Genomic DNA, 16881 nt, shown 5'->3' on the forward strand with positions numbered 1-16881 from the left:
GCCCCGGCCCGGCTTCCGAATCAAGCCCGTGACTTCATTTCGGCCCTGTAAACTTGAGGCCGCCCTGTAAATCCCCGAGTGGCAGGGCGGTCGCCTTGAGTCCTACAGCGGGTGGCTCGCTAGCCTTGGGCGGGCATGGAAGCGACGCGGCGAAACGAGGCGGCGCTGTGGCGCCGGGCGTGGCTGCCCTGGGGTCTGCTCGCGGGCGTGTGCCTGCTGGGTGGAACGGCGGCCTGGGCCAGTACCCGCTCGGTGTCCGCGCTGGCCGAGCGCGGCGCCCAGTTGGAGCGCGAGGCGGCCGAGTCCGAGGCCCGCGTGGCGGAGCTGCAGGCCCTGCGCGAGGCCATGGCCCGGCGGCTGCGCGTGCTGGAGCAGCAACACCAGAGCGCCCGCGCGGAGGCGACGACAGCCGCCGCGGCCTGCTCCCTGCCCCCCGCCGAGGCCCCCCAGAAACAGGGGCGCTCGGAGCCGCGACGCGCGGGCTCGGCCAAGGGCAAGAAGAGCGCGCGCCGCTGACCCGGGCACGTGGACTCCACGTCCACACCTGTCCCGGCCCCTGTGGACCTGGGAGCAACAGCGCGCGGGGCCCCACACGAGCAACCCCACGGAAACACTGCGGCACGGGCGTCGGCCCGCCGTGTGCTACCTCGCGTCCCCGAGTCTTCTTTCCGCGCGAGGTCCTTTCCGCATGTCGCCCTTCATCCCCCAAGCCCCCTTCAGGCTCCTGCTGACCGCCTTCGTGTGCCTGGCCGCGCTGCTGCCGGTGTCCCGCGCCGAGGCCGAGCCGGGCATCCGCATCCTCAACTCGCTCTCCACCGCGGACCTGGCCTTCAACGCGCTCACCACCAACGCGCGCTCCATCGAGGCGCTCACCTCGGAGACGCTGACCTCGCACTCCTTCGCCGCTGACGCGCGCCTCCGGTACCAGTTGGAGGACCCGGCCGCGCGCAATGTCATGCACTACCTGGTCGAGTGCGCGCTGCCTCCGACGTCCACGGTGGAGTGGAAGGACCGCAAGGGCAACCTGTACACCTTCACCGGAGGCGTGGGGCTGTGCTCGGAGTGGGAGTACCAGGCCCCCAGCAAGGAGTGCCTGGGCTACGTGAGCGCGTGCCTGCTGTCGCGCAACAACGCCTATGGCCACACGGTGGAAATCTCGCTGCGCGGAGAGGACCCCCGGGACGACCGGACCTTCAACCCCACCGGTGACACCAAGCAGTGGCACCCCATGTTCCTGCCCTGTGACAGGGGCGGCTCCGGGCTGAATGACGAGTGCGGCTGGGTGGGCGAGGGCGTGGGTGCCTGCAGCGCGGGCACGGAGGTGACGGTGGCCGCCGGCGCGCCGCTGCCGGACACCTGCACCGGGGTGCTCGGCTCCAGCTCCGGCCACCGCGTGCTGCGCGTGTGCAAGGAGCCCTTCGGCTGCGAGGCCGGCAATGCCCTGGCCGCCGCCGAGAAGAACGACTGCGGCGGTGACGCCCCCAGCGCCACGTTCATGTGCCCCCGGGGCGGCAGGTACAGCGTCATGTCCGCGGCCTACAACCGCATGGACGCGCCGGGCTCGTGGGTGAGGCCCGCCGCGACGAAGGGCCGCTACCCCGCCGCGTCCTTCGGCGCCTTCACCTTCCGCGAGGGCGCCTTCTTCGGAAACATCTTCAACGTGAAGTACCTGGCCGTGGAGGTCTTCATCAACATGGACACCTTCCTGCCCCAGCTCACCAAGCCGAACTTCTCCGGCTACCCGTACCAGGACGTCCACGCCTGCTTCGCCAAGGACTGGATTGCCGGAGACGTGCACCTGGCCTCGCGCATCTGCGCCAACGCCAGCGTCAGCGGGGTGAGCGCCTATGGCTGCCTGGCCCGCACCGTGGGGCCCTGCGAGTTCGGCAGCACCAGTCCCCAGGTCCCCCGCTGCGACGTGGGCGACGGCCCCAGGGTCCAGGGCGACGGCGACTTCGAGGTCTGCACCGACGAGGACGGCGCGTCCCACCCCGAGCCCATCACCACCTACCTGAACAGCCCCTGCGACGCGCTGACCGTGGCCGAGCGCAACACGTGCGATGACCCGCTCTGCGACTTCAGCAGCCCGTCCCCCAAGTGCAAGAAGGGCTGTGCCCAGCGCTCCGCCAGCGAGTGCCTGGCCGTGGCCTGCGTGAAGAACCCCAAGCTCTGCGGCAAGAAGTAGGAGCCCGGCTACGGGCTTCAGGCTCCAGGCCCGGGGGGGCGGTTTCAACCTCCCGGGTGCTTGGGGGCCGAGGCTTCCGCGGCAGGTGTCCGGCCAGGGGGGCGGTGCGCATCCCGTACACCCGGGGTGTATGAATAAAGCAGACAGTCGGCCGTCCTGACTCGCGCTGCCCCGTTCCGGCCACCCCGCCGAGGAGTCCACCGTGTTCCCTTTCCGTTCCGTCCTGAGCGCCGTGCTTGCCCTGGGATTGATGCTGGGCTCGACGTCCGCCGAGGCGCGCTTCGGCAAGCGTTCCCGTCCTTCGCAGAGCGACTCGAAGAAGGACGACGACAAGAAGGACGACACGCACGAGGCCACGCCGGTGGGCGGCCGGTCGGACTCCGACGACGATGACGACCGTCCCCGGCGGCGGCGCAACAACAACAGCCGGCATGTCGCGTCGGATGTCGTGGACGGCATCGGCTTCCTCGCCTTCGTGCTCACCGGCGGCAACCACCGGCTGATGGTGGTGGACGAGCCCCGGCACCGCGGTGAGGTGCGACAGGAGCGTCACGCGGCGCCCCTGTCCTTCCGCGTCGGCTTCCAGGCCGGGCCCGTCAACAGCGGCGGCGCGGGCGACCTCTTCATCGGCCTGGAGGGCCGGCGCTTCGGCGTGGACGCGCGCGTCACCGGCATCAGCGTGGACGCCGACGACGGCACCTCTGATTCGGACAGCATCACGCTGTTCGAGGCGCACCTCACCTGGGCGCTCGTCTCCCTGGAGCGCGTCCGCCTGCGCGCGGAAGCCGGTGTGAGCACCGCGAACGCGCCGGACATCTCCTTCGTGGGCCCCAGCCTGGGCATGTCGTTCGAGGCGTGCCTGGCCGGCCCGCTGGACTTCGAGGCGCGCACGCAGGTGACGCCCTTCCCCTACCGCCAGGTGGACGCGAGCGCCGCGCTGGCGCTGCACCTGGGCGCGCTGGTGCTGCGCGGCGGCTACCGGGGCATGGTGCTGGATGACGCGGGACACGTGGACGGCGTCGCCCACCGCGACAGCTTCCACGGCCCGTACTTCGGCCTGGGCCTCACCTACTGACCCGCCGGGACACCTCCGGCCGTGGCCCCGGGCAGTGCGCCTGGACCGCGGCCAGCAGGTCCTTGAGCCGCACCGGCTTGCGCAACAGCGCCACCACGCCCTCCGGACAGGGCTTCGGCTCCGCGCACATGACCACCACGCGCGACTGCGCGAAGCGCGAGTCCTTCCCCAGCGTCTCCAGCAAGCCCAGCCCCTGCACGCGCGGCGTCTCCAGGTCCACCAACACCAGACACGGCACCTCCAGCGACACGAGCACGCGCAGGGCCTCACGGCTGTTGATGGCCATGGCCACCTCGTAGCCTACGTCCTGGAGCGCTTCCGCCATCGCCCCCCGCAGGTCCGGGTCGTCCTCCACCAGGAGCACGGTTGGCTGCATCACCGCATGGGTCACGAGTGCCACCCTAGTGCCTCCGTCGCTCGCTGACACGCGTCACGCCGCCGGGCTTCCGCTCACTGTCGAACCGTGAGCATCCGCCCGCCCCGGACAGGCACATAGGCCCGGTCCCCCATGAAGAGGGAGATGTGGCGCCCGGCGCGGGGATGCACGGCGAGCGTCCGCCGGTGAAAGGCAATTCCTCCCACGTGTCGGGCCGTGCTCAATCAACGCGCGCCCTGCTGCCCGAAGTCATACAAGCGCGATTGGCCAACGCCCGCCCACCCCCGGGGGCCATGGCCGCGCGGGGCCGGCGGCCCTTGAATGTCGCTCCCCCGTCGTCCCCCGCCAGGAAGAGGAGTGGACCTTGCCCTCATCGAAGGCCGTGCTCGGCTCCGCGCTCACCGCCACCCTCCTGCTGGGCTCCGCCCCCGCCGAGGCCCGCTTCGGCAAGCGCTCCACCCCTACGTCCTCCAGCGGTGGACCCTCGCGACCGGAGCGCGACGCGAGCCGCCCGGACGCAGGCCCCCGGGAGCACCCCGCCTCGCCCGCCGCCCAGGGCTCCAACGCCGGGCACGCGTCGCGCGAGCACCCCGCGACGGCCATCGGCAAGGAGCGTGACGCCCAGCAAGACGACGCGCCCCGGAGGCGGCGACGGGCCCGCGTGCCCGTGAGCACGACGGTCATCGGCGTGGGCGTCGCGGGGGCAGCCCCCTCGTCCCGGTTGAACGCCACCACCCGCGCGGAGCGCCGCCGCGACGAGCCCGTGCCGCTGCTGGTGCGCCTGGGCGCGCAGACGGACTGGCTCAAGAAGGGCGGCGCCATGGGGGTCTTCATGGCCATGGAGGGCCGGCGCATGGGCCTGGACACCCGCATCACCGGCATGACGCTCGACGCGGACGACGGCTCCGACAAGGTGGACCGAATCACGCTCCTGAGCGCACGGGTGACAGCGGCCCTGTGGGCCAGCTCCCGGGGACGCATGCGCGTGGAGGCGGGCCTGACGAGCGCCCACGCACCTGGCATCATCTTCGTGGGCCCCAGCTTCGGCGCGTCCGTGGAGGCCTGCATCGGCGCCTCGCCGATTGACCTGGAGGCGCGCCTGAACGCCACGCCCTTTCCTCACCGCCAGGTGGACGCCCAGGCGGGCCTCGCCCTGCACCTGGGCACCTTCAACCTGCGCGGCGGCTGGCGCGCGCTGTACCTCAACGACGCCGGACACGTGGACGGCGTCGAACATGAAGAAGGCTTCGGCGGGCCGTACTTCGGCCTGGGCCTGACCTTCTAGAGACACGGCGGGCCGGAGCCACCCGAAACAGGGAGCCCCGGCCCTTCAACCCTTATTCGTCCGGCGATGCGGCCATGGGGGCCGAGCCGCCCCCTCCGCCAATGTCCGCCACCGTGGTGAGCCCCGAGGACGGCCGCTTGCCGGTGCCCCGGCGCTTGGGAGGCGGCGCCAGCTTCGGCTCCGACTCGAACAGCCGCTCGTACGTCTCCCGCGTGTTGATGTTCACGACCACGCCCGGGTCCTTCAGCGGCACCCGGCGCACCTTCATGTTCTTCAGCACCGCTTCGAGCTGCTCGCCCGACTCCGCGCGAAGCCGCTCCGCCGCCGCCCGCGACAGCAGCACCGGCCAGCCAGGTGCCCCTTCGAACTCCGGACGCAGCGCCTCCTCCGCTTCTCCCATCAACTTGAGCAAGGACTTCACCGAGGTGGCGCGAATCGCCGGCATGTCCACCGGATGCAGGAGCACGACGTCCGCTCCGGCCTCCATCGCCGCGTCCAACCCCACCTTCACCGAGGCCATCTGGCTGTCCTTCCACTGCTCGGACTCCACCAGGTCCAGCCCCGGATGCTGCTCGCGCACGGCCTCAGCATCCTTCCCCACCACACCCAGCACACTGCATCCCGCCTTGCCAAAGGTCGACGCCAGCGACTGAAGGAAGCTCTTGTCGCCTTCGTGCAGGATGAGCGCCTTGGGGTGGGCCATCCGCCGGGCCTCGCCCGCTGCGAGGATGATCGCCACTGCCTTCATACCAAGCCTCCTCCGTCCCCCGGGGAATCGAGTGCCAGCTGGCCCGGGGCCACCGGGAACAGGCTGTGGTCTCCTCGGTGGTTTTTGAGCCCACCCCCCGGTGCTAGCCGTCAGCCGGTCCCCAGTCACTTCGCGAGCCTTGTCAGAGGAGCGCGAGGGCGCGCGAGCGGTGCCGGAAGGAGCACGGGCCGCCTGCTCGTTCGTACCACCCCGGAGGCTTGCCTCCTGTGTCCCCCGGACACCTGCCCGCGCGCGGCTCAATGCAGCCACCGCTGCGAGGGCGCGTGGAGCAGCAGCGCCGAGGTCGGCGTGGCCACGGCGGTCTTTTCTTCCGTGCTCGCCAGCGCCTTGGCGGTCAGAATTTCAGCCAGCCGCGCCAGCGGCGCGAAGGCGGACAGCCGCTGCAGCTCGTGCTGGGACACCTCGCCCAACCACGCTCCGTTCTGGCCATCCACCACGGGGAGCGCGTGCACCCCGTGACGGTGCATCACCTGAAGCGCCGAGAGGACGGTGTCCTCGGGGAAGAGCGTCACGGCATGGGCAACGAGCATCTCGAACTCAGGGCTGCGGCACATCGTCACGGAAGGCCTCCAGAAAAGCAGGCGTCAGGCGCCTCTGATCCATCCCTAAGCAAGGGCCTTGCCGGGCCAATGAGACTTCCGAAAGGCGACACACAACCCGGGAGGCCTCCCGGGCGATAATCCCCAGGCAGACCGCTACCCCCTCGACGCGTCCCCCGTGGAGCCTCCGCGATGAGCATCAAGACCCCGCCTTCCTCCACACCGTCCGCCGCACCGCGTCGAGCCCCGGAGCCCGTGCAGCCGCAGAAGGTGGAGGCCCCCAAGCCCAACCTGATTGAGCGGATGGGCCAGGGCCTGCAGAACGTCGCCCGCGCGGCCAACCAGGTCGTGGACCGCTTCGAGGCGAAGCTGCCGGACCTCTCCAAGCTGGGCCTGCCCCAGCTCGCCGGCACCGGCGGCAAGCCCTGGGAGGGCATCACCCTCACCGGCAAGCCGCTCCAGATTCCGCTCAACAAGCTGCTGGACGTGGACCTGGGCGACCTTCGCAAGGTCCTCGAGCGCGTCCTGCCCCCCAAGATTGACGACAAGCAGGGCAAGCAGCTCGTCGAACAGACCCAGGAGTTCCGTGACGCACTGGGTCAAGTGCGCTCACTGTCGGCGCAGCTGGACATGATCCCCTCCACGCATCCGCGCTACGCCCAGGTGAAGGCGGCGCTGGAGAAGGCGGAAGGGGCGCTGACGCAGCAGACGGGCTACACGAAGGCCACCGCGCCGCGCCCGGGCTCGCTCTGGTTGGACCCCCAGTTCCTGGCGAAGGAGCTGCCCAATGGCCAGGTCCACGCCAGCCGCTTCCCCACGGGCACGCCGGTGACGAAGCCGCCCGCGGCGCTGGACATCGTCGCCGGGGGCGACGCGAAGAAGGCCGCCGAGTACACCGCCTCCGTCGCCCAGAACCGCGCCGAGGCGGGCATGCCGGTGCAGGGCGGCGAGCCCATGGGTGTGCACCTGAGCCTGGAGGGCGGCGGCGGCAAGGGCAAGCGCTACGCGGCCATGCTGACGGAGATGCGCGAGATGGGCGTGGTGCCGGTGAGCCTCACGGGCACGTCCGCCGGCTCCATCGCCGCCGCGTTCGCCGCCACGGGCGCCACGCCGAAGCAGGTGGAGGACGTGGCCAAGGACCCGCGCCTGGGCAAGCTGTATGACATTGATTTGGACATGAACGACGGTGGCCTGCTGGATGGCCAGGCCGCGTATGACCTCTTCGACCAGAAGCTGCGCGAGCTGACCGGAATCACCGACCGGCCCGTGACGTTCGCCGACCTCAAGATTCCCCTCCAGCTCGTCGCCGCCAAGGCCTACGACAGCGCGGTGCCGAACGGCGGCTTCAAGAGCGCGCAGGACCGCATCTTCGTCTTCAGCCAGGAGACGACGCCTGACACGCCCGTGGCGCTGGCCATGCGCGCCTCCATGGCCATCCCCGGCGTCTTCGAGCCGGTGCAGGTGGTGGACCCCGTCACCGGCCGGCAGATGCACCTGGTGGACGGCGGCACGCTGGACAACCTGCCCATGGGCTACAACAAGAACGACCTGCCGCAGATTGGCGCGTCGCTCCAGCCGCGCGGCGGCACGCACCCGTCCAACGGCACCGCCCAGCCGAAGCCCCTGCCCACCGGCCAGCTCGACACGGACGACGTGGTGTGGAACGGCTTCAACGGCCTGGCCCTCCTCAAGGACAACGCCACCGAGGCCCAGGACTGGCGCGACAAGGCGAAGCCGGGCGCCAACCAGTTCATGCTCAGCGTCCCCACGTGGAACCTGGACAACCCCAAGCAGGGCAACAGCGTGCTGGGCTTCGGCTACGACAACAAGGTGGACCCCATCCTGGACGGCCAGACGCGCGAGGTGACGCGCGACTTCCTCCGCGAGTTCATGGACGACATGAAGGTCCCCGGCTCGCGCGGCACCAACATGGTGACGCAGGTCCCCAAGGACCTGAAGTTCAGCGAGCCCGTCGAAATCTGGGGCGAGAAGTTCCAGGTCACCTACAACGGCGGAGACACCGTCGTCGCCACCGCCGCCAATGGCAAACGTCACGAAGTGAAGCTCGGCCAGAAACAGATTGAGTCCATCTGGCTGGATGGCCAGGCGTTCAACGACTTCGGCGCCCAGCTGTCTCACACGCTGAGCGACGTGCGCAGCGTGCGTCCTTCCTGGTTCCCTTTCTGACACACGGTGTGGGGCTTGCGCCCCTGCTGCAAGGTTGAACCTCCAGACACCTTCACGCACCCGGGGCGCCTTGAGGCGCACCCGGGTGTCGTCGTTACGGTGGCTCGCATACATCCCCCTGGGAGGTCTTGATGCAAGCGGAGCGAGGGCGGGCCTGGGTGCCCTGGCTGGTGACGGTGCTGGTGGTGCTGCTCGCGGGCGGCGTGCTGTACCTGGCGCACCGGGGCTCGACGCAGGCGCAGGCCCAGGCGGAGGAGGCACGCAAGGCGGCGGACGAGGCCACGGCGCGCGCTCGCGACGCGGAGGCCGCGCGCAAGCAGTTGGAGGAGAAGTACACCGCGCTGGAGACGGAGCACGCGAAGCTGTCCTCGGAGAAGGAGCAGCTCAGCACGGAGAAGGAGCAGCTCTCCCAGACGGTGCAGGAGCAGGAGGCGGAGCTGGCCAAGCTCAAGGACACCTACGACGACCTGCAGGACAAGATGAAGGCTGAGATCGCGGAAGGCGCCATCAAGCTGTCTCAAGCCAAGGGCCGCATCCAGGTGGACCTGGTGGACAAGGTGCTCTTCGACTCCGGCGACGCGAGCATCAGCAAGCGCGGCCAGGAGGTCCTCAAGCGGCTGGGCGGCGTGCTCGCGAAGGTCGACGACAAGGCCATCCAGGTGTCGGGCCACACGGATGACTCGCCGCCGTCGCAGAAGCTGCAGGCCACCTTCCCCACCAACTGGGAGCTGTCCGTGGCGCGCGCCGTCAACGTGGTGCGCTTCCTGGAGGAACAGGGCGGCGTGCGCTCTCGCAGGATGATCGCCGCCGGCTACGGAGAGACGCGGCCGGTGTCCGCCAACGCCACCCCTCAGGGTCGCGCGCGAAACCGGCGCATCGAGGTGCTGCTGATTCCGGAGCTGCCCGCGAAGAAGGCCGCCCTCAAGACGGCCCGCGACACGCGCTAGCTACTTCTTCTTCACCGACTCCAGCAGCTTGCGGAAGGACTTCTCCGAGGCCGCCACCGTCTTCTCCGGGCCCGTCAGCTTGAAGAAGAGGGCGCCCTCGGGGCCCTCCACAATCGCCCCCAGCAGGCGGAAGCCGGGCTTCGGCGTGGAGGGGCCCATCATGGGGCCTCCGCCCATGTACGTGCCCTTCACGTCCACCGTCGTCACCGGCATGTCGTTGAGCTTCTCCGTCTTCGTCTTGGCGACCTTGTCCACCGGCTTGCCGTCCGCCGTCTGGAACTGGCCCAGCCACCGCTTCACGTTGGCGTCCACCGCGCCGCCCTGCCCCTTCCCGAAGTAGAAGACCGCCAGCTCCCCGCCCTCCGTGTCCCCCTTCGCCGCCGGCAGCTTGTACGTCGCCGCGCGCATCGGCCGCTCACCTTGCGCCACCCACTCCGCGGGCGCCGTCCACGCAAGTCCTCCGGCCTCCTCCGCGGACGCCGCCATCGCCATGCACATCACCAGTACACCCAGCAGTCGGTTCATCCGCTCAGCGTACCGGTGATTGGCTCCAGCGCAGTGTGTCAAAGACAGCCGGTGCCACTCGCGCATACGCCGATGCATGAGTGACACAACGCGTCAAGTTCGGTCGCTTCCGGCCAACCCACGGACGTGGTACGCCACGCGACTGTCACCTAGTCCTGAAGTCCAAACTTGGACTCGGAGGGGTTGTACCCATGAAAAAGGCGTTGTTCCTCGGGGCTCTGGCCCTGGGCACGGTAGCGTGTGATCCAGACATCGCGCAGCACGACCCGCCGGATGCTTCGGACGTCGTCGTGGCTGAGTTCGACCCCTCGGCGTCCCCGGCTGTCGTGCCGTCTCCGAATGATTTGGCCATCGCCAAGTTGCCGGATGGCTCGAACATCGTCGCGGCGCCCATCAACCCGAATTCGCCTGCCGCCGAGCAGGAGTTCACTCGGGACTATCTCAATACGCTCAACGGCTTCCCGACGTCCGCCATCGCGACGACGCTGGTGAAGGGCCTGAACGCGGAGACGGTCAACGCGAACACGGTCAAGTTCATCGACCTGTACGAAGGCACTCCGCTGGCGAAGCCCGTGACGCCGACCATCGGCTATCGCGAGGGCACCAATCAAATCACCGTCATCCCGCCGCAGCCGCAGGGCTGGCCCAAGGGCGGCCGCTACGCGGTGGTCATCGTCGGTGGCGAAAACGGCGTGAAGACGACGGCGGGCAAGCCGGTCATCGGCTCCGCCACGTGGTCCTTCGCCAGCTCCCGTCAGCCGCTCGTCACCTGTCCTGGCCAGGACCTGGCGTCGCCTGACTGCCGCCTCAACACGGAGCTGCTGCCTTCCGTGAAGTCGGACCCGGCCGAGCGTCTGGCCGACCAGCTCAACAGCGCCAGGCGTCTGGAGCAGCTGCGCCTGGGCTACAAGGACGTCCTCGACCTGGCGTCGGCGAAGTTCTCCATCAACCGCGACGACATCGTCCTGGCGTGGACCTTCACCATCATGGGCCAGCCGGAGGCGACGTTCGACCCGGCCACCAGCACCATCCCCTTCCCCAATGACCTGCTGCGCGTGGCCGCGACGGGCACGACGCCCGCGCGCCTGAACCTGCCCGTGCCCCCCGGCACCGGCACGGTGGTGGACCTCATCAAGGGCCTGAACACCCTGGATGGCTGGTCCACGACGGCGCCCATCATCTCCGAGAACAGCGCCACCCGCGGCGTCATCGACAATGACGCGAAGCTGGACATGAACACCGTCCGGCTGGGCCGCGAGCTGCTGTTCGTCAAGCTGACCCCGGGCGGCACCACGCCCAAGGTCAAGGTGTGCCTCAACTGCGCCTCCAGCATCAAGCGCGACGGCACCCCGGCGGACCCCGCGCCCCAGCAGCTGCAGATCATCCCCGAGGTTCCGCTCGACCCCGCCAGCCAGTACGCGGTGGTGCTGCTGCGCGGCGCCAAGGATGAGAAGGGCAACTTCGTGGCCCCCACCGGTGCCCAGGCCCTGATTCGTCTGGCCGCGCCGCTGGCCGTCGACGGCAAGAGCCAGGTCGCCGCTGTCCCGGACGCCAACGCCGCCGCGCTGGAGCCCATCCGCGCGGGCATGAAGCCCCTGTTCGACTCGCTCGCGGCGCAGAAAATCGCGCGCAAGGACGTGCTGCTGGCGTGGGTCTTCACCACGCAGAGCACCCACACCGTGCTGGCCGCGCTGAACCAGGCGCCCACCCCGGTGCCCACCACGCCGCTGTACCTGGTGGACCAGACGCCGCAGCTCACCGGCGCCATGACGGCCAATGGCCTGGAGCACACGCACGTGGGCAAGGCCCTCGTCGGCGCGTTCCTGTCGCCCAACCTCCTGGATGACACCAACGGCGCGCTCAACCCCGCGCGTCCCACCCGCCTGGACCACGTCCCGTTCTGGCTGTTCGTGCCCGCCTCGGCGCCTCCGGCCGGCGGCTACAAGGTCGTCGTCTTCGGCCACGGCCTGGGCAGCAACCGCACCTCCGTGCTCCCCATCGTCAACCGGCTCAACGAGGCCGGCTACGCGGTGGCCGCCATGGACACCGTGCTCCACGGCGAGCGCACCAGCTGCGCGGGCATCACCGCCGCGTCGGGCCTGGGTGGCATCACCACCCCGGACCAGGCGTGCGCCGCCGGCTCCACCTGTGACGTGACGGTCAACAGCCCCACCTACGGCCGCTGTGTCGCTCCGGCGACGGCCAACGCCTGCAATCCTGGGGCGGGTGGCGACCTGGCGTGCCAGCAGGCGGGCCAGGGCGTGTGCAGCGTGACGACGGCCAAGTGCGAGGGCGGCGACTTCCTGCGCGCCAACGCGAACTCCCCGCCGGTCGTCTCCAGCTGGAACTTCCTCAACCTCACCAACCTGTTCGCCACGCGCGACAACTTCCGCCACCACGTGGTGGACTTCTCGCAGTTCACCCGCGTGCTGGCCAGCGACGGCCTGCGCACGCAGCTCAACAACGTCGTCGCCGGCGCCACGCTCAACGCGGCCACGGTGGACTACGTGGGCCAGAGCCTCGGTGGTTTCCAGGGCGCCCTGTCCGCGTCCGTCAACACGCGCGTGCGCCGCACCGTCCTCAACGTCCCGGGCGGTGATTTGGTCGACGTGCTCCTGACGTCCGCCAACCCGACGTTCATCGCCCGCCGCGAGGGCTTCCTGAACTTCCTGGGCTCCGTGGGCCGCGTCCCCGGCACCCCGGCGTTCGACGAGTTCCTCGTCCTGGCTCGCACCATCCTGGACCCGGCCGCTCCTCGCAACTACGCCTGGAAGCTGGAGAACCTGGAGGGTGCTCCCGCCGAGCGCGAGGCGTTCATCCAGTACATCAAGGGTGACGAGGTGATTCCGAACCCCGTGACGCAGGGGCTCATCGACGCGGCCAACCGCGACAGCACCCGCACGGTGCAGAGCTACATGGCCGAGGTCGACCTGCTGCCCACGTCGACGCGGCACGTGTTCCTGCTCATCGCCGACCCGTCCGACCCGGGCAACCCGTTCCTGAAGTCCGTGCGCGACACGGCCCAGGCCCAGGTCGTCAACTTCCTCAACACGGGCGACGCGGCCACTCCGTAACGGACAGGACTCAGGGGAATGACTCACATGAAGAAGACACTGTCCCTCGTAGCGCTGCTGGCCGCGGGTTCCTCCCAGGCCGCCGGCTTCCAAATCAACACCCAGAGCGCCCGCTCCACGGGCATGGGCAACGCGGCGGCCGCGTGGCTGGACGACTCGTCGGCCATCTACTCCAACGCCGCGAACATCCTGGGCGTGAACAAGCTGGACGTGCAGATTGGCGACACCGGCATCCTCCCCGGCATCAAGTTCACTCCGGTGAACGGCACCGAGCAGGGCCAGAAGACGACGCTGTCGCCTCCTCCGCACCTGTTCGCCGTGTACAAGCCCTTCGACCGCTTCGCGGTGGGCGTGGGCGTGTACACGCCGTTCGGCGCGAACAGCCGCTGGGTGGATGACTTCGTGGGCCGCTTCAAGGCCCAGGAGTCGTCCATGGCCGTCTACAACATCAACCCCACCGCCGCGTACCAGCTCCACGAGCGGTTCCGCGTCGGCGCGGGTCTGAACATCTACCGCGGCACGCTGGAGCTCAAGCGCGCGCTGGGCTTCGTCGAAAGCGAAGGCCAGGTGCACCTGGGCGGCGCGTCGTGGGGCGTGGGCTACAACATTGGCGTGCAGGCGGTGCTGCTGCCCAAGTACGTCACCATGGGCCTGCACTACCGCAGCTCCGCGGACCTGACCTTCAAGGGCAACGCGGACTTCCAGAACGTGCCCGTGGAGTTCCAGACGCGGCTGCCGGACGGCCCGGTGGAAGGCGACGTCACGCTGCCCGCGACGGTGGCGTGGGGTATCGCCGTCACCCCGCTGGACAACCTGAAGATCGCCTTCGACGCCAACTGGGTGGACTGGTCCTCGTTCCAGGAGCTCGCCATCGAGTTCCCGGAGAACCCGGCCATCAACAACCCGCTGCCCAAGCGCTGGCGCGCGAAGTGGAACTACCACCTGGGCGCCGAGTACGGCGTGACGTCTGCCCTCCAGGTCCGCGCCGGCCTCATCCTGGACCCGGCTCCGGGTCCTGGTGGCACGCTGACCCCGGACCTCCCGGACGCGGACCGCTTCGGCGTCTCCGTGGGCGCGGGCTACCGCTGGAGCTCGGTGCGCGCTGACTTCGGCTACCAGTTCGTCAGCCTGGCCGACAACGAGAGCTCCGCGCCGGGCATCTCCGGCACGTACAACGGCTCCGCGCACGTGTTCGGCCTGACGCTCGGCTACTCGATGTAATCCGCTGAAACGACCGGCCCGCATTCATGCGGGTCGGACGTCCTCTTCGCCCGGGTCTCCCTCAAGGGGGCCCGGGCGTCGTCGTTTCAGGCAGGACGGCTCAGACGCGCAAGTCTCCGTCATGCAGCACGCGGCCGGAGGCCAGCACGCGCGCGGAGTTCTGCAGCCGCTCCGTGCCCATGCGCATGAGCAGGCCCTTCGTGCCGGGCTGGCTGAGCAGGTGCTTCTCGAAGGCGGCGCGCGGCAGCTGCAGCACCACGCCCTTCACGTCGGCGCGCACCGTGGCGGACACCGGCTTGTCCAACAGCAGGGAGATTTCGCCGAAGACGTCCCCCTCGCGCAGCTCCGCCAGCGGCATGCGTCTGCCACCCGGCTGCTCCAGCCACGGCGTGCATTTGCCTCGCAGCAACACGTAGAAGGCATCCCCCGGCTGCCCTTGAGCCAGCAGCACCTCGTCGGGCGCCACGGCGCGCAGCCGGAAGTCGAGGGAGAGCGCCGCCTTCTGCTCCGCAGACAGCCGACTGAGCAGCGGATTGCTGCGGAGCAGGTTGTCCACCAGCCGGCGCCGGTAGAAGTCCTCCAGCACCTCGCCCACGCCGGGGTGACGCACCGCCACCGCCGTCAGGCTCGCGCGCGTCAGCTCCAGCAGCACGGCGCGCTCGCTGGCCACCACGCTGGCCAGCCTGGGCCCTTCCGACACCAGCGCCAGCTCGCCGAAGAAGTCTCCGGGCACCACGGTGCCCACCACGCCGCGTGAGCCGTCCTCCAGCGCGCGCACCACCTCCGCGCGGCCCTCCACCAGCGCGAACATGGACGCGCCCGCCGCGCCCTCCTCCACCACCGCCTGTCCCGGGAAGAAGGCACGCACCTCCAGCACCCCCACCAGCGCCACGAAGTCCTCGCGGCTCAACCGGGAGAACAGCGGCACGGGGCGCTCCGCGACGACGCCCGGACACAGGGCGAAGCGCTCGGCCAGCACCCGTGCGCAGCGCAGCTTCATGGCGTCGGTGGCGCCCAACCGGGCCAGGGCGACACACGCGGCCACCGCGCGCAGGGGCTCGTCCACCTTCGCCCACGCCAGCGCCGCCGTCTCGTGGGCCGCCGCGGCGTCGGCCTTCCTGCCCAGCCACTCCAGCAGCTCCGCCACCCGCTGGTGCACGTCCGCGTCGTCCGGGGTGGACCTGGAGAGGCCCTGGTACTCGGCCAGCGCCTCCTCCAATTTCCCCTGGCTCGCGAGCGCCACCGCCCGCTCCTTCCCCACGACGTGCATGTCCGCCATGCCGCCATCCTACCGCCACCTGGGGTCCTACGCGCTCAACGCGCGCACCCGCTCCGCGAGGTTGTGGGTGAACAGCCTGTAGATGCGCAGGGCCGCGGCCTCGTGCGTGGCCAGGTAGTGCTGGAAATCCGCGCGCGTCACCCTCAGCGCGCGGACGGCCGAGCGTGAGCGCACGTGCGCGGACGTGGGTCCATCCAGGATGAGGGAGATTTCACCCAGCCAGGCGCCGGGCCCCAGCGTGTTGAGCCGGCGCGCGTCCAGGCCCGGGCCCGTGGACACGTCCACCGTGCCCTCCAGCAGCACCAGCAGGCCCGTGCCCCGCGCGCCCTTCTCCAGCACGGTGGTGTCCTCGGGGATGGCCACCTGCTGTGCCATGCGGAACAAGTCCTTCAAATCCTCCAGCGCCAGCTCGCCGAAGATGGGGATGGCCTTGAGGTACTCGTACCCGTCCGGCACGGCGCTCGGCCGCTCCGCCATGGGCGCGGGCTCCTGGGACACGGACGCGCCGTCACCCAGGCCCAGGTGGCGCAACAGGCGCAGGTGCTCGGCCTGGAGCACCTCGTCCTCGCGCGCCGCCGCCGACTCCTGCCGCGCATCCGCCAGCAGCACCAGCGCGCGCCAGGACTCTCCCTGCTCGTCGAGCAGCGCGCACATGCGCAGCACCACCTCGCGCCGCCGGGGGTGCTCGGGCGGCACGCCGCGCAGCGCCTCCAGCTCCGCGTGCGCGTAGCCCAGCGCGTGGTACAGCTCCGCGGCCTCCAGCGGGCGCTGCGAACGCGTGAGGCACTGGGCCATGGACTCACGCGCATCCAGCGCGCGGTACAGCTCCAGGGCCCGCTCCAGCGCGCCCGCGCTCTCGAAGGCCGCCGCCGCGCGGGCCCGCTCTCCGGCGCGCAGCCACGCCTCGGCCGCCAGCATCGGCGCGCCTGCCTGCTCATGCAGCGCCGCGGCTTCCGAGTCCGCGCCCTGCGCTTCCAGGAGCCGGGCCGCGCCCGCGAAGTCCCGCGCGCGCCGCAGCACGTCCACCAGCGCCGAGCGCGCCTGCGCGGGCACATTGCCGGACTCTTCCAGCACCCGCTCGCGTTGCACCGGCGACAGGTCCTCGTAGGACCGCACCGCCACGTCCACCGCACCCTGCATCAGTGCCTCCCACACCGCGCGGCCGGGAGCTCCCACGGACACACCCCACCCCTTGGCGCCCTCGTCCAGAATGAGGTCGGACACCTTCGCGGCCCCCGCCATGTCGTGCTCCCCCCTGCGGCAATGTCTCCCACGTCCGTAGCAGACCGGCCGCCAGGAGGCGAGCCCCCCGCGCGCGCCGTCTCCCGCCGACACGGAAGTGATGGGTGCATGACCCTCCACGCACGCGATGTGGCGAAGCGACGCACCCGTGCTTCCACGCTCGCCGCTATATGTCGG

Annotated in this window: 14 protein-coding genes; 8 read left to right on the forward strand and 6 right to left on the reverse strand. The window is 70.3% G+C overall.

Going from position 1 to position 16881, the window contains the following annotated elements; translation table 11 throughout:
• Window positions 1–135 precede the first annotated feature (135 nt).
• The 3 genes from LZ199_RS39515 (at window position 136) to LZ199_RS39525 (ending at window position 3260) form a co-directional block, all read left to right on the forward strand.
• Window positions 136–516, forward strand: a complete 381-nt coding sequence (locus LZ199_RS39515; RefSeq protein ID WP_253998981.1) for a hypothetical protein — start codon at window positions 136–138, stop codon at window positions 514–516.
• A gap of 172 nt (window positions 517–688) precedes the next feature.
• The gene (locus tag LZ199_RS39520) at window positions 689–2185 is read left to right on the forward strand and encodes a hypothetical protein (RefSeq protein WP_253998982.1); all 1497 of its coding nucleotides are present in this window, start codon (window positions 689–691) and stop codon (window positions 2183–2185) included.
• 202 nt (window positions 2186–2387) lie between these two features.
• Window positions 2388–3260 carry a hypothetical protein gene (locus tag LZ199_RS39525; RefSeq protein ID WP_253998983.1) on the forward strand — a complete coding sequence of 291 codons (873 nt, stop codon included), beginning with the start codon at window positions 2388–2390 and terminating at the stop codon, window positions 3258–3260.
• On the opposite strand, the gene LZ199_RS39530 is transcribed toward LZ199_RS39525, so the two are convergent.
• Entirely contained in the window at window positions 3250–3660 is a 411-nt protein-coding gene (locus LZ199_RS39530; RefSeq protein WP_253998984.1) for a response regulator, read from the reverse strand. The genes LZ199_RS39525 and LZ199_RS39530 overlap by 11 nt on opposite strands.
• Window positions 3661–4000: 340 nt before the next feature.
• Between LZ199_RS39530 and LZ199_RS39535 the strand changes: the two genes are divergently transcribed.
• On the forward strand, window positions 4001–4921 hold the full coding sequence (locus tag LZ199_RS39535) for a hypothetical protein (RefSeq protein WP_253998985.1): 921 nt from the start codon (window positions 4001–4003) through the stop codon (window positions 4919–4921).
• A 52-nt stretch (window positions 4922–4973) separates the two neighbouring features.
• Here LZ199_RS39535 and LZ199_RS39540 read toward each other — a convergent pair whose 3' ends face one another.
• Both LZ199_RS39540 and LZ199_RS39545 read right to left on the reverse strand, forming a co-directional pair.
• A complete protein-coding gene (locus tag LZ199_RS39540) occupies window positions 4974–5669 on the reverse strand; it encodes a nucleotidyltransferase family protein (RefSeq protein ID WP_253998986.1) in 696 nt (231 codons plus the stop codon).
• 257 nt (window positions 5670–5926) lie between these two features.
• On the reverse strand, window positions 5927–6244 hold the full coding sequence (locus LZ199_RS39545; protein WP_253999046.1) for a CBS domain-containing protein: 318 nt from the start codon (window positions 6242–6244) through the stop codon (window positions 5927–5929).
• A gap of 177 nt (window positions 6245–6421) precedes the next feature.
• On the opposite strand from LZ199_RS39545, the gene LZ199_RS39550 reads away from it, so the two are divergent.
• On the forward strand, window positions 6422–8416 hold the full coding sequence (locus LZ199_RS39550) for a patatin-like phospholipase family protein (protein ID WP_253998987.1): 1995 nt from the start codon (window positions 6422–6424) through the stop codon (window positions 8414–8416).
• Window positions 8417–8547: 131 nt separating this feature from the next.
• Window positions 8548–9363, forward strand: coding sequence for an OmpA family protein (locus tag LZ199_RS39555; protein ID WP_253998988.1), 816 nt, complete (start codon window positions 8548–8550; stop codon window positions 9361–9363).
• On the opposite strand, the gene LZ199_RS39560 is transcribed toward LZ199_RS39555, so the two are convergent.
• Window positions 9364–9888 (reverse strand): hypothetical protein, encoded by a 525-nt coding sequence (locus LZ199_RS39560; protein ID WP_253998989.1) that lies wholly within the window; start codon window positions 9886–9888, stop codon window positions 9364–9366. It abuts the gene before it with no gap.
• Between the two features lie 191 nt (window positions 9889–10079).
• Here LZ199_RS39560 and LZ199_RS39565 point away from each other — a divergent pair, with 191 nt between their 5' ends.
• Together LZ199_RS39565 and LZ199_RS39570 are read left to right on the forward strand one after the other, a co-directional pair.
• Window positions 10080–12962 (forward strand): hypothetical protein, encoded by a 2883-nt coding sequence (locus tag LZ199_RS39565; protein ID WP_253998990.1) that lies wholly within the window; start codon window positions 10080–10082, stop codon window positions 12960–12962.
• Between the two features lie 27 nt (window positions 12963–12989).
• Window positions 12990–14183, forward strand: coding sequence for an OmpP1/FadL family transporter (locus LZ199_RS39570; RefSeq protein ID WP_253998991.1), 1194 nt, complete (start codon window positions 12990–12992; stop codon window positions 14181–14183).
• A 100-nt stretch (window positions 14184–14283) separates the two neighbouring features.
• Here LZ199_RS39570 and LZ199_RS46380 read toward each other — a convergent pair whose 3' ends face one another.
• Window positions 14284–15462, reverse strand: a complete 1179-nt coding sequence (locus LZ199_RS46380; RefSeq protein ID WP_256569781.1) for a cyclic nucleotide-binding domain-containing protein — start codon at window positions 15460–15462, stop codon at window positions 14284–14286.
• Window positions 15463–15489: 27 nt separating this feature from the next.
• A complete protein-coding gene (locus LZ199_RS39580) occupies window positions 15490–16704 on the reverse strand; it encodes a cyclic nucleotide-binding domain-containing protein (RefSeq protein ID WP_253998992.1) in 1215 nt (404 codons plus the stop codon).
• Window positions 16705–16881: the final 177 nt, after the last annotated feature.

Origin of the sequence: Myxococcus qinghaiensis, from assembly GCF_024198215.1 — a bacterium.
In the GTDB taxonomy this organism is placed as follows: Bacteria; Myxococcota; Myxococcia; order Myxococcales; family Myxococcaceae; genus Myxococcus; species Myxococcus qinghaiensis.